The 25,566-nt window shown below is 67.3% G+C and carries 24 protein-coding genes; 12 read left to right on the top strand and 12 right to left on the bottom strand.

The genetic code is table 11. The features are described 5' to 3' along the window. Window positions 1-9 precede the first annotated feature (9 nt). Window positions 10-939, bottom strand: coding sequence for a DMT family transporter (locus tag ACT9TC_RS07795; RefSeq protein WP_458042795.1), 930 nt, complete (start codon window positions 937-939; stop codon window positions 10-12). Between the two features lie 60 nt (window positions 940-999). Here ACT9TC_RS07795 and ACT9TC_RS07790 point away from each other — a divergent pair, with 60 nt between their 5' ends. Continuing rightward, window positions 1,000-1,611 carry a TetR/AcrR family transcriptional regulator gene (locus ACT9TC_RS07790; RefSeq protein WP_458042794.1) on the top strand — a complete coding sequence of 204 codons (612 nt, stop codon included), beginning with the start codon at window positions 1,000-1,002 and terminating at the stop codon, window positions 1,609-1,611. Between the two features lie 10 nt (window positions 1,612-1,621). Continuing rightward, window positions 1,622-2,197 (top strand): orotate phosphoribosyltransferase, encoded by a 576-nt coding sequence (gene pyrE, locus ACT9TC_RS07785; protein WP_458042793.1) that lies wholly within the window; start codon window positions 1,622-1,624, stop codon window positions 2,195-2,197. 186 nt (window positions 2,198-2,383) lie between these two features. On the opposite strand, the gene ACT9TC_RS07780 is transcribed toward pyrE, so the two are convergent. Together ACT9TC_RS07780 and ACT9TC_RS07775 are read right to left on the bottom strand one after the other, a co-directional pair. Then, window positions 2,384-2,956: a YdeI/OmpD-associated family protein gene (locus ACT9TC_RS07780; RefSeq protein WP_458042792.1), complete on the bottom strand. Its 573-nt coding sequence runs from the start codon at window positions 2,954-2,956 to the stop codon at window positions 2,384-2,386. A 59-nt stretch (window positions 2,957-3,015) separates the two neighbouring features. After that, window positions 3,016-3,846 carry an HAD-IIA family hydrolase gene (locus tag ACT9TC_RS07775; protein ID WP_458042791.1) on the bottom strand — a complete coding sequence of 277 codons (831 nt, stop codon included), beginning with the start codon at window positions 3,844-3,846 and terminating at the stop codon, window positions 3,016-3,018. A 101-nt stretch (window positions 3,847-3,947) separates the two neighbouring features. Here ACT9TC_RS07775 and ACT9TC_RS07770 point away from each other — a divergent pair, with 101 nt between their 5' ends. Next, complete coding sequence (locus ACT9TC_RS07770) at window positions 3,948-4,934, top strand: SDR family NAD(P)-dependent oxidoreductase (protein WP_458042790.1); 987 nt, start codon at window positions 3,948-3,950, stop codon at window positions 4,932-4,934. Here the strand turns inward: ACT9TC_RS07770 and ACT9TC_RS07765 are convergent. Together ACT9TC_RS07765 and ACT9TC_RS07760 are read right to left on the bottom strand one after the other, a co-directional pair. Next, complete coding sequence (locus ACT9TC_RS07765) at window positions 4,923-5,564, bottom strand: metal-dependent transcriptional regulator (protein WP_458042789.1); 642 nt, start codon at window positions 5,562-5,564, stop codon at window positions 4,923-4,925. The two genes, ACT9TC_RS07770 and ACT9TC_RS07765, sit on opposite strands and share 12 nt — an antisense overlap. 65 nt (window positions 5,565-5,629) lie before the next feature. Further along, window positions 5,630-6,910 carry an Nramp family divalent metal transporter gene (locus ACT9TC_RS07760; RefSeq protein ID WP_458042894.1) on the bottom strand — a complete coding sequence of 427 codons (1,281 nt, stop codon included), beginning with the start codon at window positions 6,908-6,910 and terminating at the stop codon, window positions 5,630-5,632. A 273-nt stretch (window positions 6,911-7,183) separates the two neighbouring features. Between ACT9TC_RS07760 and ACT9TC_RS07755 the strand changes: the two genes are divergently transcribed. Continuing rightward, window positions 7,184-7,828, top strand: coding sequence for a TrmH family RNA methyltransferase (locus ACT9TC_RS07755; RefSeq protein ID WP_458042788.1), 645 nt, complete (start codon window positions 7,184-7,186; stop codon window positions 7,826-7,828). A gap of 19 nt (window positions 7,829-7,847) precedes the next feature. Here the strand turns inward: ACT9TC_RS07755 and ACT9TC_RS07750 are convergent, their stop codons facing one another. Continuing rightward, complete coding sequence (locus ACT9TC_RS07750; RefSeq protein ID WP_458042787.1) at window positions 7,848-9,215, bottom strand: MATE family efflux transporter; 1,368 nt, start codon at window positions 9,213-9,215, stop codon at window positions 7,848-7,850. 86 nt (window positions 9,216-9,301) lie between these two features. Here ACT9TC_RS07750 and ACT9TC_RS07745 point away from each other — a divergent pair, with 86 nt between their 5' ends. Together ACT9TC_RS07745 and ACT9TC_RS07740 are read left to right on the top strand one after the other, a co-directional pair. Then, window positions 9,302-11,263, top strand: a complete 1,962-nt coding sequence (locus ACT9TC_RS07745) for a M13 family metallopeptidase (RefSeq protein WP_458042786.1) — start codon at window positions 9,302-9,304, stop codon at window positions 11,261-11,263. A 37-nt stretch (window positions 11,264-11,300) separates the two neighbouring features. Continuing rightward, entirely contained in the window at window positions 11,301-12,218 is a 918-nt protein-coding gene (locus tag ACT9TC_RS07740; protein ID WP_458042785.1) for a serine hydrolase, read from the top strand. A gap of 334 nt (window positions 12,219-12,552) precedes the next feature. On the opposite strand, the gene ACT9TC_RS07735 is transcribed toward ACT9TC_RS07740, so the two are convergent. From ACT9TC_RS07735 to ACT9TC_RS07710, 6 genes are all read right to left on the bottom strand, one after another. After that, window positions 12,553-13,134 (bottom strand): PadR family transcriptional regulator, encoded by a 582-nt coding sequence (locus tag ACT9TC_RS07735; protein ID WP_458042784.1) that lies wholly within the window; start codon window positions 13,132-13,134, stop codon window positions 12,553-12,555. Between the two features lie 105 nt (window positions 13,135-13,239). Further along, window positions 13,240-14,649: a vanillate/3-O-methylgallate O-demethylase gene (ligM, locus tag ACT9TC_RS07730; protein ID WP_458042783.1), complete on the bottom strand. Its 1,410-nt coding sequence runs from the start codon at window positions 14,647-14,649 to the stop codon at window positions 13,240-13,242. A gap of 48 nt (window positions 14,650-14,697) precedes the next feature. Continuing rightward, window positions 14,698-15,570: a formyltetrahydrofolate deformylase gene (gene purU / locus ACT9TC_RS07725; RefSeq protein ID WP_458042782.1), complete on the bottom strand. Its 873-nt coding sequence runs from the start codon at window positions 15,568-15,570 to the stop codon at window positions 14,698-14,700. A 9-nt stretch (window positions 15,571-15,579) separates the two neighbouring features. Continuing rightward, window positions 15,580-16,386 (bottom strand): methylenetetrahydrofolate reductase, encoded by an 807-nt coding sequence (locus tag ACT9TC_RS07720; RefSeq protein ID WP_458042781.1) that lies wholly within the window; start codon window positions 16,384-16,386, stop codon window positions 15,580-15,582. A gap of 177 nt (window positions 16,387-16,563) precedes the next feature. Further along, complete coding sequence (locus ACT9TC_RS07715; protein WP_458042780.1) at window positions 16,564-17,109, bottom strand: MarR family winged helix-turn-helix transcriptional regulator; 546 nt, start codon at window positions 17,107-17,109, stop codon at window positions 16,564-16,566. A 109-nt stretch (window positions 17,110-17,218) separates the two neighbouring features. Continuing rightward, window positions 17,219-18,703: an aldehyde dehydrogenase family protein gene (locus ACT9TC_RS07710; protein ID WP_458042779.1), complete on the bottom strand. Its 1,485-nt coding sequence runs from the start codon at window positions 18,701-18,703 to the stop codon at window positions 17,219-17,221. 279 nt (window positions 18,704-18,982) lie between these two features. Here ACT9TC_RS07710 and ACT9TC_RS07705 point away from each other — a divergent pair, with 279 nt between their 5' ends. The 6 genes from ACT9TC_RS07705 to ACT9TC_RS07680 all read left to right on the top strand — a co-directional run bounded on the left by ACT9TC_RS07705 (window position 18,983) and on the right by ACT9TC_RS07680 (window position 25,544). Then, window positions 18,983-19,861 (top strand): transketolase, encoded by an 879-nt coding sequence (locus ACT9TC_RS07705; protein ID WP_458042778.1) that lies wholly within the window; start codon window positions 18,983-18,985, stop codon window positions 19,859-19,861. Beyond that, a complete protein-coding gene (locus ACT9TC_RS07700) occupies window positions 19,861-20,826 on the top strand; it encodes a transketolase family protein (RefSeq protein ID WP_458042777.1) in 966 nt (321 codons plus the stop codon). Before ACT9TC_RS07705 ends, ACT9TC_RS07700 begins: the two co-directional genes overlap by 1 nt. 52 nt (window positions 20,827-20,878) lie before the next feature. Further along, window positions 20,879-21,973: a zinc-dependent alcohol dehydrogenase gene (locus tag ACT9TC_RS07695; RefSeq protein WP_458042776.1), complete on the top strand. Its 1,095-nt coding sequence runs from the start codon at window positions 20,879-20,881 to the stop codon at window positions 21,971-21,973. Beyond that, window positions 21,970-23,481: a sugar ABC transporter ATP-binding protein gene (locus tag ACT9TC_RS07690; protein WP_458042775.1), complete on the top strand. Its 1,512-nt coding sequence runs from the start codon at window positions 21,970-21,972 to the stop codon at window positions 23,479-23,481. Before ACT9TC_RS07695 ends, ACT9TC_RS07690 begins: the two co-directional genes overlap by 4 nt. Then, on the top strand, window positions 23,478-24,476 hold the full coding sequence (locus ACT9TC_RS07685) for an ABC transporter permease (RefSeq protein WP_458042774.1): 999 nt from the start codon (window positions 23,478-23,480) through the stop codon (window positions 24,474-24,476). Before ACT9TC_RS07690 ends, ACT9TC_RS07685 begins: the two co-directional genes overlap by 4 nt. A gap of 75 nt (window positions 24,477-24,551) precedes the next feature. Further along, a complete protein-coding gene (locus ACT9TC_RS07680) occupies window positions 24,552-25,544 on the top strand; it encodes a sugar ABC transporter substrate-binding protein (protein ID WP_458042773.1) in 993 nt (330 codons plus the stop codon). The last annotated feature ends 22 nt before the right edge of the window (window positions 25,545-25,566 follow it).

Genomic DNA, 25,566 nt, shown 5'->3' with positions numbered 1-25,566 from the left:
TTCTCCAGCCTAGGAGGTGGCGGTGACGGTCCGGTGCTGGTCGGTATCGGCCGGCATCGGCTGAACGTCGGTGGCGCGACTCCCGTTGAGCAGGACGATCGCGACCCCCGCGCCGCAGAGGACGAACCCGGCGAGGGTGAGCGGCGTCAGCGGCTCGCCGAGCAGGATCGCCCCGGCGATCGCCGTCGTCGGCGCGATGAGGAAGAGCAGCGCATTGAGTGCCGTGACACCCACCCTGCGTAGCAGCCGCCAGTACAGTCCGTAGGCGGCGAGCGTGGGTGAGAGTGCCGCGAAGGCCGTCGCCATCCAAAACGACGCGGATGCCGGTGGCGCGAGGGTCCCGGTCGCCGCTGCAAGCAGGATCATCGCGAGAGCGGTCACGGTGACGTGCACCGTGAGTGTGACGAGCACCGGCGGTTGGGCGCGTGTGCGCCGCTCGATGAAGGTTCCGACGATCAAGCAGGCCATCGCGAGGGCCGGCAGGAGGTACGCGACCGAAGGAGCATCCGAACCGCCGATCTGCGTCTGCACGACCAGCGCGACACCGGCCGCACCCGTCCCGAGGCCCGCCCACTGCGCGCCCCGCACCCGCAGGCCCAGCAGTGGGCCGACGAGTGTCGCCACGACGAGGGGCTGCACCGCGTCGATGAGCGCGGTCGTACCGGTCGTGATGCCGACGGCGATCGACCCGTACACGCTCACGCAGTAGCCGAACTGCGCGAAGACCCCGATCGTCGCTTGCCGCCGGATCGTCCCGCGCGTGACACCTCGAGCCGCGCCCGAGACCCGGACGATGACGAGTAGCACCGCGGCGAGCGGAACGAAGCGCCAGACCAGCAGGGTGGTCGGCGCGACATCCACCGTGGCAATGGCGGCGACGAGAAAGCCCGAGCTCCACGTCAGTACGAAGGCAGCGGCCGCGATGGTCGTCAGCGTCATCGAAAGTATACCGACCTGTTTACTCACGGCATTGACTATACAGGTTGGTATACTTTCGTCATGACGTCCCCCGTTCCGGTTCTGCCTCCTCTCACCCCGGGCGCTCGACGAGTCCTGGACGCGGCATCCGAGCTGTTCTACGAGCGCGGAATCCATGCCGTCGGGGTCGACACGATCGCCGACGCCGCGGGCGTGACGAAGAAGACTCTGTACGACCGGTTCGGTTCGAAAGAGGCGCTCGTCGTGTCGTACCTACAGCATCGAGACGAGCGGTGGCGGACTCACGTCGCCGACCACCTCGCGCGCGTTCCGGACCCTGGAACCGACCGCATTCTCGCGATCTTCGACGCGGCCATCTCGTGGTCGGGCGCCAACAGTCCGAAGGGATGCAGCGCAATCAACGCCCGCGCCGAGATCGGCGACGGACACGACGGCAGCCCGGTCTTCCCCGAGGTGGCACGGCAGAAAACGTGGCTGCTCGAGCAGTTCAGCGCGCTCTGCCGCGAGGCGGGCGTGCCGCAGGCCGACCAGATGGCGTGTCACCTCATGCTGCTCTACGAGGGCGCGATCGTCACCGTCGGGATGGAGACGTTCACGCAGCCGTTCGAGCTCGCGCGAGGGGTATCTCGCTCCCTCCTCGAGGCGGCGGTGAAGCCCGCCCCCGCGCCCTAGACTCGAGCCCATGACCGCGTCGACACCCGAAATCGAAGCCGACCGCCAGCGGCTCATTGCCCTCATCTCTGACGAGGCCGTGTTCCACGGGGACTTCACCCTCTCGAGCGGCAAGCAGGCGAACTACTACGTCGATATGCGCAAGCTCACGCTCGACCACCGCGCCGCGCCCGCGATCGGCCGCATCATGCTCGATCTGATCGCCGACATCCCCGACGTCGCATCGGTGGGAGGCCTGACCCTCGGCGCCGACCCGATCGCGAACTCGATCATGCACGAGTCGGTGCACGCGGGTCGCCCGCTCGATGCTTTCGTGGTGCGCAAAGAACCGAAGGACCACGGTCGCGGTCGTCAGATCGAGGGCGCGGATGTCGCGGGCAAGCGTGTCGTCGTTGTCGAAGACACGTCGACCACGGGTCAGTCGGCGCTGAAAGCCGTCGAGGCGCTGCGTCGCGAGGGTGCCGAGGTCGTTGCGGTCGCCGTGATCGTGGATCGGGCGACCGGGGCTCAGGCGGCCGTCGAGGCCGCCGGGCTCGAGTGGCGCGCGGCGATCGGGCTGGCCGACCTGGGTCTCGAGCCGCAGTAAGCCGTCTTGTGGGGCCGGGCTGGTCGCCTCGACAAACTCAGCGACCGTGAGGTCGCCCCCGGCCTAGCCGAGATCAGTCGTCGCGGCCACGACCACGCCACCACGCGACGACGAACGCCACGAGCGTGCCCCCGACGATGAGCGTCGACACGGCGAAGATCAGGTCTCGATCTGACATGAGTGTTCCTAGGGTCGGCGCCCCGCCGCAGCCTCGGCCACGATGCGGGCGATACGCGCCGCTCGCGTCTCGGGGCGCTTTGCGCTCGCGATCTGCGTGAGGCCGTAGGTCCGGACGGACGGCGGGAAGCCGTCCCACGCCGCGCGCGCCTCGGGCACGGCGTCGAGTGCCGCGGCGAACTCGGGCGGCTCGATCAGCGCCTCGGGGCCATCGAGCATCGTCCACGTGCCGTTCGCCTTCGCGATCTCGATGGCGCGGATGCCGGCGGCCTCGAGCTGCCCCGCCGCCTCCAGGATCTCGACGCGGGCCTTGTTGGTGCCCGCCCACCCGCTGTTCGCTCGCCGCGGGGCGAACCAGAGCCCGGATGTCTCGTCGTCGAACACGCGGACCGGACCGTCGATCCACCCAAAGCACAGGGCCTGCCGGATCGCGTCTTCGTACGGGATGTGGAGGTGGGTGAAGCCCTTGCGGCCACGCACCAGCCACGCGCCCTTGGAGTCCGCGTGGTTCTCGGCGAGCCACGCGCGCCAGGTTGCGGCATCCGCTGCCCGCACCCGCTCGCCGTCGTCCAACACACCCATGCCGCGACGATACCGCGGGGGTCAGACATCCGTAACGGTGGCCCGCGCCTGAGAGCGGGTCAGATGACCTCGGGCAGCTCGGTCTCGGCGGGCTCCGCAGCGACCAGGTCGGCGACCGAGTCGAGCACCTCGTCGGGCCGGAACGGGTAGCGCTCGATCTCGGCGGCGTCGCTGATGCCCGTGAGGACGAGCACGGTGTGCAGGCCGGCCTCGATGCCGGCCACGATGTCGGTGTCCATCCGGTCGCCGATCATCCCGGTGTTCTCGGAGTGTGCGCCGATTCTGTTCATGGCCGAGCGGAACATCATCGGATTGGGCTTGCCGACGACATACGGTTCCTTGCCCGTGGCCCTCGTGATGAGGGCCGCGAAGGAGCCGGTTGCGGGAACGACACCCGAGGGCGTCGGGCCCGTGGCATCCGGGTTCGTCACGATGAACCGCGCGCCCGCGTTGATGAAGCGAATGGCCTGGGTGATGGCCTCGAACGAGTACTGGCGGGTCTCGCCGACGACGACGTAGTCGGGCTGGGACTCGGTGATGATGTAGCCGGCCTCATGCAGCGCGGTCGTCAGCCCGGCCTCGCCGATCACGAACGCCGTGCCGCCGGGCAGCTGTGAGGCGAGGAAGTCCGCCGTCGCCAGGGCCGAGGTCCAGATACGGTCCTCGGGCACGTCCAGGCCGGAGGCGCGGAGGCGTGCGCTCAGGTCGCGCGGCGTGAAGATCGGATTGTTCGTCAGCACGAGAAACGGGGTGCCCTGGTGGCGCCACTGTTCGAGCAACTCGGCCGCACCCGGGACCGGGCGGTTATCGTGCACGAGCACGCCGTCCATGTCGGTCAACCAACACTCGATGTCGGCCCTCGTGCGCGTGAGGGAGCGGTCTGCGGCCATGCCGCCAGCCTAGGCCGGATGGGTCGGATTGCGCGCTGTCCCAGAGCGGGTTCGACGCCGAGGTGCGGCGCGTCGTCGGCGTCTGGCCGTACTGTCGAGACATGAGCGCCCGACGCGATCAGTGGAACCCGACGTCACTCCCGCCTCAGGCCGGACGCGTCTTCCTCGTGACCGGCTCGAATGCGGGTCTCGGCTATTTCGCGAGCGAGCAGCTGGCTCGCGCCGGGGCGCACGTGATCATGTCGGGGCGAAACCCGAATCGACTCGCCGCGGCCCGTGCCGCGATCGGTCGGCGAATACCGGATGCCTCGGTCGAGACGATGCTGCTCGACACCAGCAACCTGGGTTCGGTGCGTGCTGCCGCGGCATCCGTCGGCGGTCGCGATCGCCTCGACGGGGTGCTGCTGAACGCCGGCATCGTGCACCCGCCCCGCACGCGCGAGGTGACGGCGGATGGCGACGAACTCGTCCTTGCGACGAACGTGCTCGGCCACTTCGCGCTCGCCGGGGCGCTGTTGCCCGTGCTAGAGCGCGCCGAGCTGCCCGCGCGAATGGTCTGGCTCGGCAGCTTGTCGACGGCCATGGGCTCATACGATCCGGTCGACCCCCAGCTGGAGACGGACTACTCGCCCTGGCGGGCATACGTGCAGTCGAAGGTCATCGCGCAGGCGCTGGGTTTCGAAGCCGATCGCCGGCTGCGTGCCCACGGCCTCGCGGTGCGCAGCCTGGTCGCCCATCCCGGATATTCGGTGAGTGGACGCACCACCGGCATCCGTGGAGTCAACGAGCCCACGCGTGGCGCGCGCTTCTTCGACAACCTGCAGGCAGCGGTGACGCAGTCCAAAGAGCGCGGGGCGTGGGCGCCGGTGCGTGCGCTCATCGACCCGGATGCCGAGGGCGGCACGTTCTGGGGCCCGAAGGGTGGACTCAGGGGCATGCCGCGAATAGCGCGTCCGGCTGCGCTGACCGCAGATCCCGCGCGTGGCGAGAGGCTGTGGGCGTTCTGCGAAGAAGTCGCGGCGGTGCAGTGGCCCTCGGATCAGGGGTCTTCCGGCCGGAGGCGCTGGCGCCGTCGGTCAGGCCGATAGCCACACGGCCGCGGCCGCACCCTCGGGGAGCGCAATCGGCCCGCTGTCTCCTTCGAGGATCTCGCGTGAGATCACCCGGACGCTCGCCCCGACCTCGACACCCCGCTCTTCGAGGTGACGCAACAGCGGGGCGTCCCGGTCGCTCACGCGCAGAACGCGGCCCTCGTGCCCCGGGGCGGCATGGGCGAGCAAGACGAACCTCACGCGCTCGACCCGACCCTCGGCATCCGGAATGGCGTCGCCGTGCGGATCGAAGCGGGGGCGACCGAGACGCTCGTCGATTCCCTCGAGCAGCCGGTCGCTGATCGTGTGCTCGAGGACCTCGGCTTCATCGTGCACTTCGTCCCAGCCATACCCGAACTCGCGTACGAGCCAGGTTTCGATCAGGCGGTGCCTGCGGATGATTCCGCTGGCGCGGCGGCGGCCCTCATCCGTGAGCGTCACCGGGCCGTAGGGGCGGTGGGTGACGAGCCCCTGCGCGGCGAGCTTCTGGACCATCTCGGTGACGCTCGAGGGTGCGAGACCGAGTTCGCCCGCGAGCTGCGACGGGGTGATCTGGCGATCTTGCCACTCGGTGTGGTGGTAGATCGCCTTGAGGTAGTCGTCGACCACGGCGCTCGGGGGTGCCATTGCCTCAGGGTACCGTCCGAGGATTACGGCGATGTTTGATCACGGCGCTGTGTGGGTCAGTAACGTCAGGCGCCGGTGAACACGAGGAACAGCAGTACCGCGTTGAGCGTGACCAGGAAGACGCTCGCGAGGATGCCCCCGATCGTCGTGAGGGGCCGGTTGCGGTACTCCCCGAGCGTGCGCTGCTGGGCGGTCAGCACCACCAGTGGGATGAGGGCGAACGGGATGCCGAACGAGAGCACGACCTGGCTGAGCACGAGCGCGAAGGTCGGATCGAACCCCGCGCCGAGTATCAGGAGCGCGGGGATCAGCGTGACGAGGCGGCGGACGAGCAGGGGCACGCGTACCCGCAGCAGGCCGCTCATGATCTCGGCGCCCGCGTATGCGCCGACCGACGTGGACGCGAGCCCCGACGCGAGTAGTCCCACCGCGAACAGGGTCGCGACGAGCGGTCCCAGTCCGTCGCGGAGCGCCGCGTAGGCGCCCTCGAGGCTGTCGGTGCCGGGTACGCCCTCGAGATTCGCCGCCGCGAGCAGAAGGATGCAGAGATTCACCGTGCCCGCGATGATCATGGCGATCGAGACATCCCACCGCGTCGCCCGCAGCAGGCGCTCCGTGCTGACCCCGCGAAGCGTCGCGAGCTCATCGCCCGCGTGACGCGTCGGGGCCGGAGCGAGGGCTCCCCCTGTCGTGGGGTGGGTTGTCGTGGAGCGGGGCGGGGCGAACCGGTCGCGAGAGAGCGCCGAGTGGGCATAGATCGCGTGGGGCATGATCGTTGCGCCGAGGATGGATGCGGCAAGTAGCACCGAACCCGCATCCTCGAAGCGCGGGACCAAGCCCCCGACGATCCCGGCGGGGTCAGGAGGGCCGACGAAGACCCCCGCGGTGAAGCCGACCGCGATGATGACCATCAGGGCGATGACCGCGTTCTCGAACGGGCGGGCACCGCGCTTGGACTGCACGAGCAGCAGGCCGATCGAGACGACGCCGGTGATCACGCCGCCCCACAGCAGGGGGATTCCGAAGAGCAGGTTGAGCGCTACGGCGCCGCCGATCACCTCGGCCACATCGGTGGCCATCGCCACGAGTTCGGCCTGGAGCCAGTAGGCGCGGCGGGCCCATCGGTTGCGCAGGCGTCGACCGAGCACCTCGGGCAGGCTCTCGCCCGTGACGATGCCGAGCTTGGCCGAGAGATATTGGACCAGCCACGCCATGACGTTGCCGATCACGACGACCCAGACGAGCAGGTACCCGTACTGGGCGCCCGCGGTCATGTTGCTCGCGACATTGCCGGGATCGAGGTAGGCGACGCCCGCGACGAGGGCGGGACCGATCAGCCACGCGATCTTCGGCGTGCTGACGGCCCCGCCGACCTCATGCGTCGCGCCTTGTTGCGCGGTCGAATTTTTCGGCACACCGAAACCCTAGCCATATTTCGGGTGCCCGAAAAGAGCGTCTGGCGCCGAGTGCGCCCGTTCGCGTCGAGACCACCCCTTGTCCGCGGTGCAGAACCGGCGGTCTCGGTGCTACCGGGCGCATTCGCGTGCATCGGGCCGGGCTCGGCGGGGCCGCGAAGCGCGCAGAGGAAGAGGAGATGCGACCACGGATACGCTGGCCCGGTGACGGACGCGACCGAGACCGGGCCCGAGGCGGAGGCGGCCGTCGGCGTCGGGCCGTGGCCGGGCGGACCGGATGCCTGGCCCGACGACCCGCGCTTCGACCCGGTTCTTCTCGCCGAGGGTGATCGGCGAAACGTTGTCGATCAGTACCGCTACTGGTCGATGGACGCGATCATCGCGGACCTGGATGAGCGCCGGCATCCGTTCCATGTCGCGATCGAGAACTGGCAGCACGACATGAACATCGGATCAATCGTTCGCACCGCCAACGCGTTCCTCGCCGAGGCCGTGCACATCATCGGTCGCCGTCGCTGGAACCGCCGCGGCGCAATGGTGACCGACCGCTACCAGCACGTCATTCACCACGAGGATGTGGCGGCCTTTGCGGCCTGGGCGGCGGAGCGGCAGCTGCCGATCGTCGCGATCGACAACGTCGAGGGATCCGTCGCGCTCGATCGATCCGACCTGCCCGAGCGTTGCATCCTGATCTTCGGGCAGGAGGGTCCCGGGCTCTCGCCCGAGGCGCTCGCCGCCGCATCCTCCGTCGTCGAGATCACGCAGTACGGCTCGACCCGCTCGCTCAACGCCAGCGCCGCGGCCGCCGTCGTGATGTACGACTGGGCCCGCCGCTACGCCCCATCCTGACCGCTACTGGACAGTGCTCCTAGTGGGCGCCGATGCGCTGCCAGGCCGTGCCGCGCACGCGCCAGCCGAGCGTCAGCAAGCGCGCGCACAGATACACGCCGAAAAAGGATGCCGCGAGCCACGCGAGCCCGCCCGCGCCCGTGACCGCGGTCACCGAGACGATGACCAGCACCGGTAGGAAGACGACGAGGTTCACAACGCCCGCGAGAGCCAGATACGCGGCGTCGCCCGCGCCGATCAGCACGCCGTCGAGCACGAACACCACGCCGGCGACGGGCTGCGCGATGGCGAGGACGAGCAGAGCCGGCAAGATGAGCGCGGCGAGGGCGGGTGATCCCGTGAACACGAGCCCGATCGCGCCCGAGAACACCGCGATCACGGCGCCCACGATCACGCCGAACCACACGCCCCAGGCCACCGTCCGGCCGAGCACGCGGCGCACGCCGGCGGCATCGCCCGCGCCCAGGCCTTTGCCGACGAGGGCCTGTGCGGCGATCGCGAGTGCGTCGAGGGCGAACGCGGCGGCCGAGAAGATCGTGAACACCACCTGGTACCCGGCGAGCTCTTCCGGGCCCATTGCGGTCGCGACGACAACGGTCGAGAGCAGGGCGACCCGCAGACTCACCGTGCGCAAGAACAGCCAGCCGCCCGATCGTGCCGACCCGCCGATTCCCTCGCGTTGGGGACGCAGGCGGGCCGAGTGTCGAGACGCGAGGCGTCCGATCACGACGACGTACGCCGCGACCATTGCCCACTGCGCGATCACGGTGCCGATCGCGGAGCCCGCGATCCCCCAGCCGAAACCGTAGATCAGCAGGAAGTTGAGTCCCGCGTTCGCGGCGAACCCGAGGCCGGCGATCCAGAGCGGCGTGACGGTGTCCTGCATCCCGCGCAGCAGCCCCGTCGCGGCGAACACGATCAACATGGCGGGCAGCCCGCCCATCGACAGCCCCAGGTAGATGCGCGCCTGCTCGGCTACCTCGGGCGTCGGGCCGAAGACACCGACGAGCGCGGGGGTGGCGAGCCATCCCCCGAGAGCCAGAACGGCGCCGACGCCCAGCGCCAGCCACATCCCGTCGATCCCGACCGAGACCGCGCGCGACGGATCACCCGCGCCGAATCGTCGAGCCACGGCGGGCGTCGTGGAGTAGGCAAGGAAGATCATCAGTCCGACGATCGTCTGCAGCACGGCCGACGCGATCCCGAGTCCTGCCAAGGGGTCCACTCCCAGGTGGCCGACCAGGGCCGCGTCGACGATGAGGAACGCCGGTTCGGCGACCAGCGCCCCGAGGGCCGGAACCGCGAGGCGCAAAATGTCTCTATTCAGCCCCGCGCTCGTCGGCCCCGCGCTCGGCACGCGTTCGGCGAAGCGCTCGGGATCGGTCACTCCTCGAGCCTAGGAGGGGCTACCCCTATTCGGCGCGCCCGGTCAAGGGGATACCACGGGTGTCGTCGCGCCCTATTCTGGAACGTATGGCCGACGCTCTGCGCTCCGGTCTCGCGCTCGATGATTTGAGTCCCGAGATCCGCCCCCAGGATGACCTTTTCCGCCACGTAAATGGCGCGTGGCTGGAGAGAACCGAGATCCCCGACGACAAGGCGCGCTGGGGATCGTTCCACGCCCTTGCCGAGCAGGCCGAAGAGCATGTCCGCGAGATCATCGAGCAGTCGCAGCTGGCCGAACCGGGCACCGAGACCCGCAAGATCGGTGACCTGTTCACGAGCTTCATGGATACCGAGCGGATCACCGAGCTGGGTGCGAGCCCGATCGCCCCGCAGCTCGAGCGCGTCGGCGCGATCGAGGATCTCACCGGCCTGCTGACGGTCGTCGGCGACCTCGAGCGCGAGGGCGTCGGGGGACTGCTCGGCCTGTATGTGGAGCCCGACCCGGGCTCGCCGGACCGCTACGTCCCGTTCTTCTTGCAGGGCGGCATCACGCTCCCCGACGAGAGCTACTACCGTCTGCCGAACTTCGCAGAACTGCGCCTCGCGTACCGCGCACACATCGAGCGGATGCTGGAGCTCGCTGGAGTCGCGGATGCCCCCGCCGCCGCGGACCGGATCTTCGCGCTCGAGACCGAGCTCGCCACGCACCACTGGGACAACGTGAAGAGTCGCGACGCGGTCGCGACCTACAACCTGATGTCGTGGGACGACTTCGCGACACTCGCCGGTGTCGATCTCGCGCCCTGGCTCTCGGCCGTCGCCCCGGGTCACGAGGAGGCCTTCGCCGAGGTCGTCGTGTCTCAGCCGAGCTTCGTGGAGGGGCTCGGACCGCTCCTCACCGAAGAACGGCTCGAGGACTGGCGTGCCTGGCTGGCATACAAGGTCATCCACGCCGCCGCCGCGTTCCTGTCGGACGACTTCGTCGCTGAGAACTTCGCCTTCTTCGGGACGCAGATGACGGGTGTTCCCGTGAACCGCGAGCGTTGGAAGCGCGGCGTGAGCCTGACGCAGGCCGCTCTCGGCGAGGCCATCGGCAAGGTCTATGTCGAGCGCCACTTCCCGCCGACGGCGAAAGAGGCGATGGATGAACTCGTCGCCAACCTCATCGAGGCCTATCGCCAGAGCATCACCGACCTCGAATGGATGAGCCCCGAGACGCGGGAGCGCGCTCTCGACAAGCTCGACAAGTTCACGCCCAAGATCGGCTACCCCGACGTGTGGCGCGACTACGACGCGCTCGAGATCGACGCCACCGACCTCGTCGGCAACATCCGCCGCGCTCACGTCGCCGAACACGACCGCCAGCTCACCAAGGTCGGCGGCCCGATCGACCGTGACGAATGGCACATGACTCCGCAGACCGTCAACGCGTACTACAACCCGCTGATGAACGAGATCGTGTTTCCCGCCGCGATCTTGCAGTATCCGTTCTTCGACGCCGACCGCGACGCCGCCGCGAACTACGGGGGGATCGGCGCCGTCATCGGTCACGAGATCGGGCACGGCTTCGACGACCAGGGCAGCCGTTTCGATGGAGACGGTCGCCTGCACGACTGGTGGACGGATGCCGACCGCGTTGCCTTCGAAGAGCGCACCTCGAGCCTGATCGCCCAGTACGACGCTCTTTCGCCCGTGGGATTGCCGGATCATCACGTCAACGGTGCGCTGACGATCGGCGAGAACATCGGCGACCTGGGTGGCCTCGGCATCGCGCTGAAAGCGTACGAGCTGTCGCTCGGTGGCGAGGAGTCGCCGGTCATCGAGGGCTGCACGGGAACGCAACGCCTGCTGCTGTCATGGGCGCAGGTCTGGCAGCAGAAGGGTCGCGATGCCGAAACCATCCGTCTGCTGACGATCGACCCGCACTCGCCCAACGAGTTCCGCTGCAACCAGATCGTCCGGAACATCGATGCGTTCTACGATGCTTTCGAGGTCACCCCCGACGACGCGCTCTGGCTTGATCCGGCGGAACGTGTCACGATCTGGTGACACCCTTCTCATAACCCGCATCGGAAGGACGCCCCTCGTGGGTACGCCCCCTGAGCCCGTCCGGGACGCATCGTCCCGCCCTGGGTCGCGCCGCGGCGGGCATCGCACGAAGCGCCGCGACGCCGCCGGCCGCCGCTCCTTCGCGTCATCGCTGAAGGCGCTCGACGCGCTCGCTGTCTCGGGCGCCCGGGTGTCGGTGCACGTGGCGGACCTCGACACCGACAAGATCGTGCTGGCCGGGGACGACTTCCTGACGAGCCCGATCGGTGGCCTCGGCATCCTGCCCCTCCTCATCGAGGTCGCCGCCCGCTTCGATGACGGATCGCTCGATCCGCTCGAGATCGTCGAGCGCGCCCGCATCGAGCAGGTCGAGGGGGCCGGTGTGTGGCGGCACCTGCGCGCGCCCGCCCTGCCGCTCTGCGACCTCGCGGTGCTGGCCGCCGCGACGGGCGACTCGCTCGCGGTGAACCTGCTGCTGGACCGAGTGGGCATGGATAGCGTGCACACGCGGATCGATTCACTCGGGCTGGAACGTGTCGCGCTCCTCGACCGTCTGCGTGATCGACGGGGTCCGGATCACGCGCCGCATTTCGCACTGGGTTCGGCGCGCGAGCTGGCCGGGCTCTTCGCCGCCATGGTCAACACCAGCCTCGTCAACGCGGCCGTGAGCGCGCAGGTGTCGGAGTGGTTGAGCCTGAACCAGGATCTCAGCCTGGTCGCATCCGCCACGGGTCTCGATCCGTTCGCGCACGAGGACGATCACGGGCTGCTCTTCGTGAACAAGACGGGACGGGATGCCGGGGTGCGTGCCGAGGCGGGTGTGCTGGCCGGCCCCCGCGCGGGCGTCGCCTACGCGCTGATCGTCTGCTTCGATGACCTCTCGATCGCGCATCGCCTGCGTGCGCACGACGCGTTCCGCACGCTGGGCGTCGACCTCATGGAATACGTGTACTGACCCGCCGCGCCGCGCCGGGCCGCGCCGGGCTGATGGCTCGGCCCCGTGCGTCCTTCTCCGCGAGATCTGTCTTCGCGCGTGCATCACATTCGCTCGACGCAGATGGTGGGCGTTGTCGCTAAAGACCCACCATCTGCGACGGTTGAACGTGAGCGGCACGAGTTCAGTCGTCGCGAGTGGTGGATGTGATCGCCGCGCACGCGCAATTTGCGGCGAGTGAAAGAAACGCGAACGGATGCCTCAGATGCCGCTCTGCGCGCTGTCGTGGCGCGGCGTGGGTATTTCGTGGCGCGGTGTTCGGCGACGAGGTGAGGCGAGGCGGGCGAGCGGATGCCTAGGCCTCGAGCGAGTCGACCAGGGTGAGGCCCCGCCGGGCCCACTCGATCTCGCCACGGGCGCGCTCGACCAGCCCCTCATAGGCAAAGCGCTTGTATGCGACAACGCGCCCGCGCTCGGACTCGGGGGTGATCGCGAGGCGGCGCATCAGCATGGGGTTGTCGCGCGCGTCGATGCGGCGGAGCTCCCCCTCCCACTGCTCGAGCTCGCTCTCCCATTGCGCGATATGTGCCCGTAGGAACGCGCGGGCATCGTCGGGTGCCGCGACCTCGAGGTAGGCGGCGCGCAGGTGTGCGGGGTCCCGGACGCGCTGGTAGTCGAGCGGCGCTACCATCCACGCAACGAACGCCGCATCGCCCGCGGGAGTCACATGGTAGAGCCGGCGGGTACCGCGCTCGCCGCGCAGCTGATCCTCACCCTCGACGAGTCCCTCGGACTCCATCTTGCGCAGTTCGGGGTAGATCTGCGAGTCGGGGGCATGCCAGACATGGCCGACCGAGAGCGAGAACTGCTTCTGCAGGTCGTAACCCGATTGCGGCCCCACGCGCAGGAGGGCGAGCAGTGCGTAACGCAGGCTCATCTATCCTCCTCTTCGACGGTCACCCGAGGTTAGCAATCCCGGGGAGCGGGAATGGTGCGAGGGGGCCCGAGCTCATGCCCGGACCCCCTCGAGTCAATCAGCTACTCAGTTCGAGTAGCCCGTGCGCCAACCGCCCTGGTACGTCGCGCGGGCGACGGTGGAGTAGGGGATCGGGCTGACCACGGCGCGAACCTCGGTCTGCTCGTGCGGCTCGACGGAGGCCTTCTTGGTGCCGCCGTTCGGCTCGCCCCAGACGACCTTGATCTCGGTGCCCTCGGGCACGGACGGGTCGATCGTCGCGAGCGAGAGGCCGCGGCGCTCGTTGGAGGAGTAGCCGGTGAACATCGAGTATCCGACGACCGTGCCATCGGCGTCCACGACCGAGTCGTAGTTCGCCGAGCCGTAGTTGGCCAGCGGCAGATCGAAGAACTTGTAGTTCGGGCCGTCGACGTTCAGCAGCGACGTCCAGACCTTGCCGAGGTCGTCGGCGTCCCACGCCAGCGTGACCTTCTTGCGCTGCGCGGACTGGTCCATCTTCTCGAGCGCCTCGCGGCCGATGAAGTCGTGGTCGAACTTCACGAACGAGCCGTAGCCGAGCTCGTACGGCGTGAGGTAGTAGTCCTCGATGTTGTCGGAGACGAACGAGCCGGCGAGCGTGCCGGTGGCCTCGTAGCTGTCGGCCGGCAGCCATTCGCGGTATGCCTGCTCTTCGGCGCCGGTGTAGATCGCGGGGAGGGGCGAGGGAATCCAGCCCGACTCGAGCGTGTTCGACGGGTAAGCGCGCGAACCGACGGGCACCAGGCCGAACTCGGCGCCGGCCTCGACGATGGCGTCGCGGATCTGGTGGTGCTCGGCGTAGGGGCCCCAGATCTCGAGACCGGGCGCACCGGCCATGCCGTGGCGGAGGGTACGCACGTCCATGCCGTCGATCTTCATCGTCGACATGTTGAAGAAGCCGAGCTTCTCGAGCGGTCCGCCGTTGAGCTTCTCGATGACGGCCCAGGCGTTCGGGCCCTGGATCTGGAAACGGTAGTACTTGCGCGAGACGGCGTCGCCGTACGGGCGCGAGGGGGAGCGGCGGTCGACCTCGATCTCGAGGTTCGGGTAGTCGCCCGTCTCAGCGTGGAACATCAGCCAGTTCGACGCGGGCGCGCGGCCGACGTAGACGTACTCGTCCTCGGCCTCGCGGAAGAGGATGCCGTCACCGATGACGTGGCCCGAGGCCGTGGTCGGGACGTACTGCTTGGCCTTGTTGACGGCGAAGTTCGCGACCGAGTTGATCGCGGTGTCCGAGATCAACTTGATGGCATCGGATCCCTTGAGGAACACGTTGTCCATGTGGTGCGACTGGTCGTAGAGGACGGCCGTGTCGCGCCAGGCCTTCTGCTCCTTGATCCAGTTCTGGAAGTCGGCCGGAACGACCGGGTAGATGTACGAGCCGATCTGCGAGTTACGCAGGAGTTCGACGGGGCTTCCTGCCGCGTCGATGACTTCCTGCAGATTCTTAGGTGCCACGTTGGACCTCTCTTTTCTGGGATGCGGGCTGGTGCCCGCGGGGTTGGGTTAAAAGACGATGGTGTGGTTGCCGTGCCGGATGACACGGTCGTCGGCGTGCCATTCGACGGCGCGCGAGAGCACGGCACGCTCGACGTAGGCGCCACGGGCCTGCAGGTCCGCGGCCGTGTGGACGTGGGTGACCCGGGCGACGTCCTGCTCGATGATCGGGCCCTCGTCGAGGTCTTTCGTCACATAGTGGCTCGTCGCGCCGATGAGTTTGACCCCGCGTTCCTTGGCCTTCTTGTAGGGACCTGCGCCGATGAAGGCGGGCAGGAACGAGTGGTGGATGTTGATCACCGGGACTCCGACGTCGGTGATGAAGTCGTCCGACAGGATCTGCATGTACCGCGCCAGCACCACGAAGTCCACGTTGCCGGCGAGCAGGCGGATGATCTCGGCTTCGGCGGCGGACTTGTCCGGTCCCTGTGAGGGAACGTGGAAGAACGGAATACCGAAGGAGCGAACGTCGTCCGCCGTGTTGGTGTGGTTGGAGATCACCATCGGGATGGTGACGTTCAACTCGCCGCGGCGGTGGCGCCACAGCAGCTCGAGCAGGCAGTGGTCGGAGGTCGAGGCGAGTATCGCCATCCGCTTCGGCACCGAACGATCGGTGAGTTTCCACTCCAGGCCGAGCGAGGAGATCGTCTCGGTCAGGTCCGCCTCGATCTCATCGAACGCCGCCGTCAGGTTCGGGCGATGGAAGACGACACGCTGGAAGAACGCGCCCCCGTCCGCGTCGTCGGAGTACTGATCCAGCGCGACGATGTTGCCCTTGTTGCGGGTGATCAGGGCCGAGACGGCCGAGACGATGCCCGGGTGGTCCGGGCCGTAGACGATCAGGCATGCCTGATCGATTCGGGATGCGATGTGCACACTCACGCTGGGCTCCTAGCTCATTCCGTCGACGTACTGGTGTGCCCAGTCTGCCGTGGCCTTGAGTCCACCGAAGGTGTAGAAATGCAGCTTCACCTCGCCCGACGCCGGGTCCTCGGCCAGCAGGGCAGAGAGGTCGGTCACGAACTTGTCGGGGCCCGCGGTGCCCATCAGGTTGGTGAGCGAGAAGCCGTACTTCTTGACGATCATCGCGTTGGCGCCGACACCGAAGCGACGCGCGAAGTTGATCAGGCGCTTGATTCCGGCGGGGCCGGGCGTGCCGATGCGAATCGTGGATTCGATGCCGCGGCCGCGAACACCCTGCACCCACTCGATCACCGGGTCGGTGTCGAAAGCGAACTGGGTGAGGATCGTGGCGTCGAGGCCCTGTTCCTTGAGCGCGGCCGACTTGTCCTCGAGGTGTCGCCAGAGCACGTCCTTGGCGATGTCGGGGTGGCCCTCGGGGTAGCCGGCGATCGAGACTTCCTTGACACCGTACTTCTGGAGCAGGCCGGTCTGGATGACCGACAGCGAGTCGGGGTACGGGCCCTCGGGCTCGGCGGGGTCTCCACCCACGGCGAAAACGCTCTCCGTCGCGCCGACCTCTTGCAGCCGCCCGAGGAACTCTTCGAGCTGGTCTTGAGATGACAGTCGGCGGGCCGAGATGTGCGGGACCGGGATGAAGCCCATGTCACGCACGGCCTTCGAGGCGGTGACGCGCATGTCGAGGTCTTCGTTGCCGAGGAACGTGACGTTGATCTTCGTTCCGGCAGGGATCGAATCCTTCGCCTCGGTCAGGCCCGGGACGTCCTTACCGGTCATCTCGAGGGAGTAATTGCTGACCAATTCCAAAGCTGCGGCCTTATTGACCGGCTGAGTAGAACGTGACACTGATCGAGGTCCTTTCCGCTCTCAGTACGGAGTGCGTCCTCGCAGCTCCTGGTTCCGAGATTACCTATCTACATAGGGAATGTCCAGAGGGAAATCGGATGCGTCGGCTCAGGCGCGTTCGTTCCGTGCGGCCGATGCGACGCCGGCCTCGCTCTCGAGGGTCATGAGCGCGCGGGTTTCTTTGAGCATCGCGAGCAAGAGGTCGTTCAGCTGCGTGATCTGTTCCGCAGCGAGGTGCGAGAGGACGATCTCCTGCCCGCGCAGCGAGATCGGCAACATCATGTCGTGCATCTCGGCGCCGGCGCGAGTGAGGAACATGGGGCGCGAACCACGGGGCCCCTCGAGCAACACGATCAGCCGACGGTCGGTGAGGACGCTGACGCTCTTCGAGACGACGGCCTTGTTCATGGACGTGTACTCCGCGATGTCGGTAGCCGCCATCCCGGGACGCACGCCGAGGGACGAGATCACCCTCCAATCGTTCGTGCCGAGCCCGAATCGTCGACGTAGCTCGTGCGATTCGCGCCAGACGAGGGCGTTGGACAACAGGGCGAGCAGTCGGGGCGTGAAGTGATCGGGATCGATGGCGTTCCCGAGCGGCTCGGTGATGACATCGGGATGGCGATCTACGCCATCCGCCCCGGTGGTGTCCATTCCCAGTCCTTCCATATTGTCGCCTCGTGGCCACAGGCCTGCGATCGGGGTTTGTATGACGCGGCGCCCGGCTCCTGATGGATCCGGGCGCCGCGTCGAGCAAAGTCGATCAGTGCGCCATCTGTGCGAGGGCCTCGGGGTCGATGACCCCGATCGACCGGGTGTCCTGGAACGCCCGGATGCCCTCGATGCCCTGTTCGCGGCCCATGCCCGACTGCTTCATGCCGCCGAACGGAGCCCGCAGGTCGAGGCGCGTGGCGCCGTGGTCGTTGAGCCAGACGTATCCGCAGACGAGCTGGCTGCCGATACGGGTCGCGGTCTCGGGGTTCGCGGTCCAGACGCTTCCGCAGAGTCCGCCCCACGTGTCGTTGGCGACGCGCACGGCCTCCTCTTCGGTGTCGAACGGGAGGATCGGGATGACCGGGCCGAACTGCTCCTGCGTCACGACGCGCAGTGACGGGTCCGGGTCGACGACGATCGCCGGGCGCAGGAAGTTGCCGCCGGCGAGGTCGCCGCCGGGCAGCTCGCCGAATTCGAGCACGGTCGCGCCCGAATCCTTGGCCTCTTCGATGATCTCGGCGACGAACGCCTTCTGCACGGGGGAGTGCAGGGGGCCCATCGTCGTGTCCGCGTCGAGCCCGTAGCCGATGACGACCTTCTCGAGCCGTGCCGACAGCCCGTCGACGACCTCCTGCATCCGCGAACGATGCACGTAAACGCGCTTCGCGTTCATGCAGATCTGTCCCGTGGAGTCGAAGATCGCCGCGTAGAGGCGGTCGAGGTGCACGTCGTCGATGATGGCGTCCTCGGCGAAGATCGCCGCGTCGTTGCCGCCCAGCTCGAGGGTCACCCGCGTCAGCGTTTTCGCTGCCATCTCCATGATCCGCTTGCCGCCGTTGACGGACCCCGTGAAGCACACCTTGGCGATGTCGGGGTTCTGGATCAGGGCACCCATGTTCTCGTCCTTACCCGTGACGACGTTCAGCACGCCCGCGGGCAGCTTCTCGGCCACGCGCTGAACGAGGCGAGTCGTCGCGAGCGGCGCCGAGGGCGGCGGCTTGACGATGACGGTGTTTCCGGCAAGCAGCGCGTGCGGGAGCGACGCGGCGAGAATCGCGATCGGCCAGTTGAACGGGACGATGATCGTCACGACCCCGAGCGACTGGTACGACACCTCGGTGTTGACCGGGATGCCGGGCATGACCGGGAGGGTCTTGCCGGTGTCGACCTCGTCGGCGATCATGAGCGCGAGATTCCAGCGGATCTCGAACACCAGGGCGTCGACCCAGGACTCCATGCGGACCTTGCCGTTCTCCTGCGACAGGATGGCGGCGTCGTTGTCGCGTTCGTCCGCGATTCCGACGATCGCGTCGGCCATCTGGCGCGCGCGTTCGGGTGTCGATAGGGCAGACCAGGCCGGGTAGGCGGCCTTTGCGGCGGCCACGGCGTCGGCGACGTCAGCGGCGGAGGCTGCGGCAGCCTCGCCCACGACGACTCCGGGCTTGGCCGGGTCGGCGACCGAAAGCGTCTCCGCCGTCTGCCGTTCCTGGCCACCGATGAACAATCCCGTACGAACGGGGGCTTCAGTACTCAACGTGTCGGACAAGCCGACCACCCACCTCTCTGTGTGTTTGTCGAACAAAAGCATGCTGCCTTCACCTGCGCCATGATGGCACGGGTTTCGGGCGTCGGTCTCGGGTTTCGTGAAGTCATCTTCGACCTTCCTGAAGTTTACCTACATTCTTGTTTACCTGTAAATGAGTTCGTGCTAACGTCTCCCAGGTCAGCCCCCTCGGGCCCGGCTGACACGGTCGATGGAGACGCAGAGGTGCTGCGCGCATCGACATCCATGTCATCAAAGAGGAGGCAGAGGATGGTTCGAGAGAGCCTTGTCGCACAGGCCGAAAGGCCCGATGTCGCGCAGTTGGAAGATCTCGCGTTCGAGCTGCGGCAGAAGCTTCTGCACCTGTGCGGAACCTACGAGGGCGCGGTGCACATCGGCGGCGACCTGTCGTCGGCCGACATCTTCACCGCGCTGTTCGAGTACGGCCTCGTGGTCGACCCGACCGACATCACCAACCCTTCTCGCGACCGCTTCGTGCTGAGCAAGGGCCACGCCGCCGTCGCGATGTACATCGCCATGGCGATCCGCGGGTTCTTCTCCTACGACGGCATCGTTGACACGTACGGCCAGCTCGACAGCGCGTACGGCATGCACCCCTGCAAGGTCCAGCTGCCGGGCGTCGAAGCATCCACGGGTTCGCTCGGACATGGACTGCCGCTCGCGGTCGGGATGGCCCTCAGCGCCCGCGGCCGCGGCGAGACCCACCGCGTCATCACCCTCATGGGCGACGGCGAGACCGGCGAAGGCTCCGTCTGGGAGGCGGCTCTCGTGGCCAACTCGAACAAGCTCGGCAATCTCGTCGCCTTCATCGACCGCAACCACCAGCTCATGACGAGCTTCGACGAGGAGCGCGTCGTCCTCGAGCCCTACCCCGACAAGTGGGCGGCATTCGGATGGAACGTGATTCACGTCGACGGTCATGACATGAGCGCTCTGGTGGGCGCGATCGACCAGCTGCCCGCGACCGACAGCGACAAGCCCACCGTCGTGATCTGCGAGACGGTCAAGGGCAAGGGCGTCGACTTCATGGAGCGCAACCTCGCCTGGCACGCCGGATCCCTCGGCGCTGCCGACCTCGAACGCGCGATGGCCGCGCTTTCCGCCACCCGTGTCAAGGAGTCCGTCTGATGCCCGTCACCTTCACCTTCGGAGAATTTCTCGGCGCCCGTTCCGTCATCGGCACGACGCTCGCAGAGCTGGGCGACGAATACCCGAACCTCTGGGTGCTGACCCCCGACATCGGGGCCACGCTCGTGGAGTTCCGCGACAAGTTCCCCGAGCGCTTCCTCGACGTCGGACTCTCGGAACAGGCCTGTGTCGGCATCGCGGCCGGGCTCGCCTACGACGGCAACATCCCCGTCGTGTCGGGCATGCTTCCGTTCCTCTCGATGCGCGCGCTGGAGCAGATCCGTACGGATGTCTGCTACCCGAACCTGCCCGTGAAGATCATCGGCACCCACGGTGGTCTCGTCGGCAACGGTGGCTCGACCCACTACGCGGTCGAAGACCTCACCCTGATGGGCGCGCTGACCAACATGACCGTGACATCCATCGGCGACCCGCTCATGGTGGGTGAGGTGCTGCGCCAGTCCATGACGATGACGGGGCCGATCTACATCCGCCTCGCGGTCGGCAAGAAGGACAAGGTCCTGTACGAACCCGGCACCCAGGACATCCGTATCGGCAAGGGGATCATCGCCCGCGAGGGCACCGACGCGACGATCTTCACCCACGGCACCACGGTTGCCCAGGCCCTCGATGCCGCGGACGAACTCGCCAAGGACGGTCGCTCGATCCGCGTCGTGGATATGTGGACGCTGAAGCCGATCGACGAGGAGCTCATCATCCGCTCCGCCGCCGAGACCGATGGCCGGTTCATCGTGCTCGAGGATCACCTGGCCTACGGCGGCCTCGCGACGCGTGTCGCGGATGTCGTCATCGACAACGGCGTGCATCTGAAGGCGTTCGAACGCCTCGGCATCCCGCAGGTCTACGCCGGTTTCGGGGAAGACGAGCAGCTGCGCGACAAGCACGGGTATGGCCTCGAGGCCACGATCGCGGCAACGCGAAGGGTCATCGCCGCCCAGGGCTGACCTTCAACGGGCACCCCCGGTCGATTTCACCGAACGTACTCAACGGAGAGCCATGAGAACAGTAGCCGTCACCAAGGTCGGAAGCCTGCGGGACCCCGACGAGGATTCCCGCGGCGTCATCGGCGTCGTTGACTTCCCCGAGCAACCGCTCGGACCCGAGGACGTCCGCATCCGCATCGCCTACGCGGCGATCTGCGGATCGGACCCGCACCTGGCCGAAGGATTCTTCGGCACCGATGTGCCGATCGGACTGGGGCACGAGATCTCGGGCGTCGTCGAGGCGCTCGGAGATGCCGCTCACCGCAACGGCCTGCAGGTCGGCGACCGGGTCGCCGGCAACTTCCTGCGGTTCTGCGGCACCTGCCGGCCCTGCCAGGAGGGACGCCAGCAGTTCTGCGAGAACATCCAGGAGTACAACCGACCCGGCATGGCTGAGACGGTGACATGGCACGAGTCGCAGGTCTACCGACTGCCCGACGACGTGTCCCTCCTGCAGGGGTGCATCCTCGAGCCCACATCGGTCGCCGTGCGCATCGCGGACAAGACCCGGATCCGCGTCGGTGATCGCGTGGCGATCTGCGGCGGCGGGCCGATCGGGCAGCTCACGCTCCAGGTCATGAAGATGTACGGAGCCACGTCGCTCACGATGATCGAACCGATCGAAGGCCGTCGCGAGATGGCCCTCCGACACGGCGCCGAGCACGTCATCGACCCGGTCGGCGAGAACCAGTTCGAGCGCGCCGATGCCTACACGTCCGGCCGCGGATACGACATCGTGATCGATGCTTCCGGGTCGCCGCGCGCCGTGCAGGGGTTGCTCGACATCGCGGCCAAGGGCGGCACCGTTATCTACGGCGCGATGTATCCCGCGGAGTTCGCGATGCCGCTGAACCTCTCGGACTACCTGTACCTGAAGGAGCTGACGCTCACGGGCGTCTTCGTCTCGCCGTACGCGTTCCCGCGGGCGCTGCAGGTCCTGCCGCACCTCGATGTCGACGAACTCACCGCCGCGGTATTCGATCTCGATGACGCACCAGCCGCGTTCGAAGCGCACATGAGCGGCGCGCATCCCAAGGTCGTCATCCGCTGCAACGACCTGTCACAAGCCGCGATCGACCACGCCGAGAATGTCGAGGAACTCGCATGAGTGCGACGGTTCAGCCGGTGCCGGCCATCGAGGCGCGCGGCATCGACAAGCGGTTCGATGGTGTGCACGCGTTGAAGGGCGCCCGCCTGGATGTGCGCTCGGGCGAGATCCATGCCCTTCTCGGTGAGAACGGCGCCGGCAAATCGACGATGATCAAGGTGCTGACGGGCCTGTACGACTCGGACGCGGGAACGATCTGGCGCGATGGCGAAGAGGTCGCCTTCGCCAATGTCCGTGCTGCGAACCGCGCCGGCGTCGTCGCGCTCTACCAGGAGCTGTCGATCATCCCGTCCCTCACGGTCGCGGAGAACATCCTGCTCGGCGAGCAGACACCGCGCCGTGCGGGAATCGTGCAGTGGGGAGCGCTCCGCAAGCAGGCTCGCGAGCAACTCCAGCGCATCCGTCAGAACATCCCGCTCGGAAAGCTCGCTGGCGACCTCTCACCCGTGCAGCAGACCATGGTCGCGTTCGCCCGCGCGCTGGCGACCGATGCGCGGGTCCTCATTCTCGACGAGCCCACGGCGTCCCTGACAGACCTCGAGATCATCGAATTGTTCGGGGTCTTGCGGAGACTACGAGACGAGGGCGTGGCGATTCTCTATGTGTCCCACCGTCTGGAAGAGGTGTTCGAGCTGTGCGACCGCCTCACCATCATGCGTAATGGCGAGACCATCGTCACTAAGAGTGTCGCCGACTCGCACATCGACGAGGTGATCTCCACCATGGTGGGGCGCGAGAGCGGAGCGCTCTACCCGGAACGCGCGACGGCGACCACCGACGTGGCTCTCGTCGTCGAGGGTCTCGACGGCAGACGCGTGAAGGATGTTTCGTTCTCTGCGTACAAGGGCGAGGTGCTCGGTATCGGCGGCCTCGCGGGCGCCGGACGCAGTGAACTTCTGCGAATTCTGTCCGGGGCGCAGAAGCACGTCGGTGGCACGATCACGGTCGGCGGCAAGGTCCTACCGCACTCCCCGGGCGTCGGAAAGGCCCTGGAGGCGGGGATTGCCCTCGTGCCGGAAGAGCGACGGACGCAGGGGGTGATCCTCGGTGCCACGATCCGCGACAACATCGCTCTCGCCAACATCGCCGCGGTCAGCTCGGCGGGAATCGTCTCGGGCGCGAAGATCACCGACATCGTGAACCGCGGAATGTCCGATCTGCGGATCAAGGCGCGAGGCGGGAGCCAGTACGTCTCGGAGCTCTCTGGCGGAAACCAGCAGAAGGTCGTGCTGGCCAAGATGCTCGCGCGCAATCCCCGCGTGCTTCTGCTCGACGAACCGACCCGCGGGATCGATGTCGGGACGAAGGCGGAGATCTACCGCCTGATCCGCCAACTCGTCGCCCAAGGCACCACCGTGATCGCCGTGAGTTCGGAGTTGCCGGAGCTCATGGGCATGAGCGACCGGATCCTGATCATGCACGAGGGTCGGATCTCGGGCGAGGTTCGTGCCGAAGACGCGGACGAAGAACTGCTGTTGTCCTACTGCTATGGAAAGGCCGACCGATGACTACCCCCACACGAAACCCCGGGCTCGAGGAGACCACGGATATCCGGACCGTGCCGAGCCGTTCCATCGGCCAGCGTTTGCTCGCGGGCGGAACGGTACTGGCTCTCGTGGTCCTGGTGATCTTCTTCTTCGCGATGCGCCCGGACGTGTTCTTGTCCTTCACCAATGTGCGCAACATCCTGTACCAGATCGCGATCCTCGCGATCATCGCGGGCGCGCAGACGCTCGTTATGGTCGTCGGTGACTTCGATCTGTCTGTCGCGGCCACGGCAGCGCTCGCTGGAGCGGTTGCGGCGTCCCTCATGCTCAGTGGTACGCCGGTGCCCCTGGCGATTCTCATCGCCATCATCGTCGGCACGCTCATCGGGCTCGCGAACGGTCTGCTGGTCGCCTATCTGAACCTGTCGGCGTTCGTGGCGACGTTGGCCACCCTGACCTCGGTCACGGGACTCGCGTTCATCGTGACCAGCGGCACCACGCTCTTCAACCTGCCGGCTGAGTTCAACGCTCTGGGGCAGGGTCGATTCCTGGACATCCCGCTTCCGGTCTTCATCGCTATCGCTATCTCGATCATCCTGTGGTTCGTGCTGAAGTACACGACCCTGGGTCGTCGCTGGTACGCCACAGGCGGCAACGTCGAAGTTTCCCGGCTCTCGGGCGTGAACGTGCGATTCGCCCGGCTCACCGCCTTCACCGTCGCAGGCATGGTGGCTGCCATCGGAGGCATCCTGCTCGCCGCGCGGCTCGGAAGCGCCAGCGCCGTGCAGGGCGAGGACAACCTGCTGTTCTCGGTCGCCGCGGTCTTCCTCGGCATGACCGTCGTCCGCTCGGGAGCTGCGAACATCGTCGGCACGATGGTAGGCGTTGCGATCATCGGCGTCATGAGCAACGGCCTGAACATCCTCGGCGTAAACGCCTATGTGCAGCAGGTGGTGACGGGCCTCATCATCATCGCGGCCGTGACCCTTTCGTCGCTCAAGAGTCGAGAACGCTAGCTCGGACTTCCCCGATCTGGGCGGATCCCGATCTGCTCGGGCACCAACAACGCAATTACAACAAAGGAGTGAATTGTGCGAACCACAATCAAGGCGATGACGGCGATAGCCGCCGCCGCAGCATTGGCACTGACCGGCTGCGCAAGCGGCGGCGGCAGCAGCGACGGAGGCGGGGGCGGCGACGACCAGCTCAAGGTCATCGCGTTCACCTCGGGCAACCAGACCCCGATCGGCGCCTGGTGGGTCAAGGCCGTCGAGGCGCAGGCCGAAGAGCTCGACTGGGATCTCACGATGATCCAGGGCGACTTCGACTTCCAGAAGATGAACCCCGCGGTGGAGAGCGCAATCGGTCAGGGCGCCGACGTGATCTACAACGGCTACACGGACGTGGCCTCGATCAGCTCCATCGTCACGGCGGCGAAGGACGCGGGCATCCCAATGTTCGCGATCGATGCGGGCACCGAACCCACCGACGCGTACGCGCTCAACATCACGACCGACCAGCAGGGGATCGTCGACCAGACGCTGGACGCGATCTCCGAGCAGATCGGTGGCCTCGAGGGCAAGAACATCATGGTCATCGGCCATGACCCGCACGCCGGTATCCGGATGCGCGCGGACCTCGCGGCGGCTGATCTCGAAGCCGCCGGCGCAACGCTGGCCGGTGGCGAGATCCAGCAGGTCGTCTCGCCGGCGACGGGTCGCACGGAAGCGCTCGCTATCGTTGCGGACTACCTGACCGCCAACCCGGGCGGCCTCGACGCCGTATGGGTCGGATGGGATGACGCCGCGCTCGGCGCGGTGCAGGCCGTCACCGAGGCCGGCGCCGACACGGTCGTCACCGGAGTCGACGCCGTCAGCGAGTCCATCGCCTCGATCGAAGCCGGCGGGGCGATGCTCGCGACGGTCGAGCAGCCCTGGCCCTCGATCAACGACGACGTCATCGCCGCGATCGTGGAGTTCCTGACGAGTGGCAGCATGCCGGACTCGAATTTCGAGACGGTCAGCACGACACTCGTCAACAAGGCGAATGCGGCGACCATCACGCCGTCCGACCAGCTGGGCTAGCACGACCTCGGTCCGTCGGGGC

It is taken from the genome of Microbacterium sp. HM-570 (genome assembly GCF_054165885.1).
This window is presented reverse-complemented; position numbering and strand designations above follow the sequence as displayed.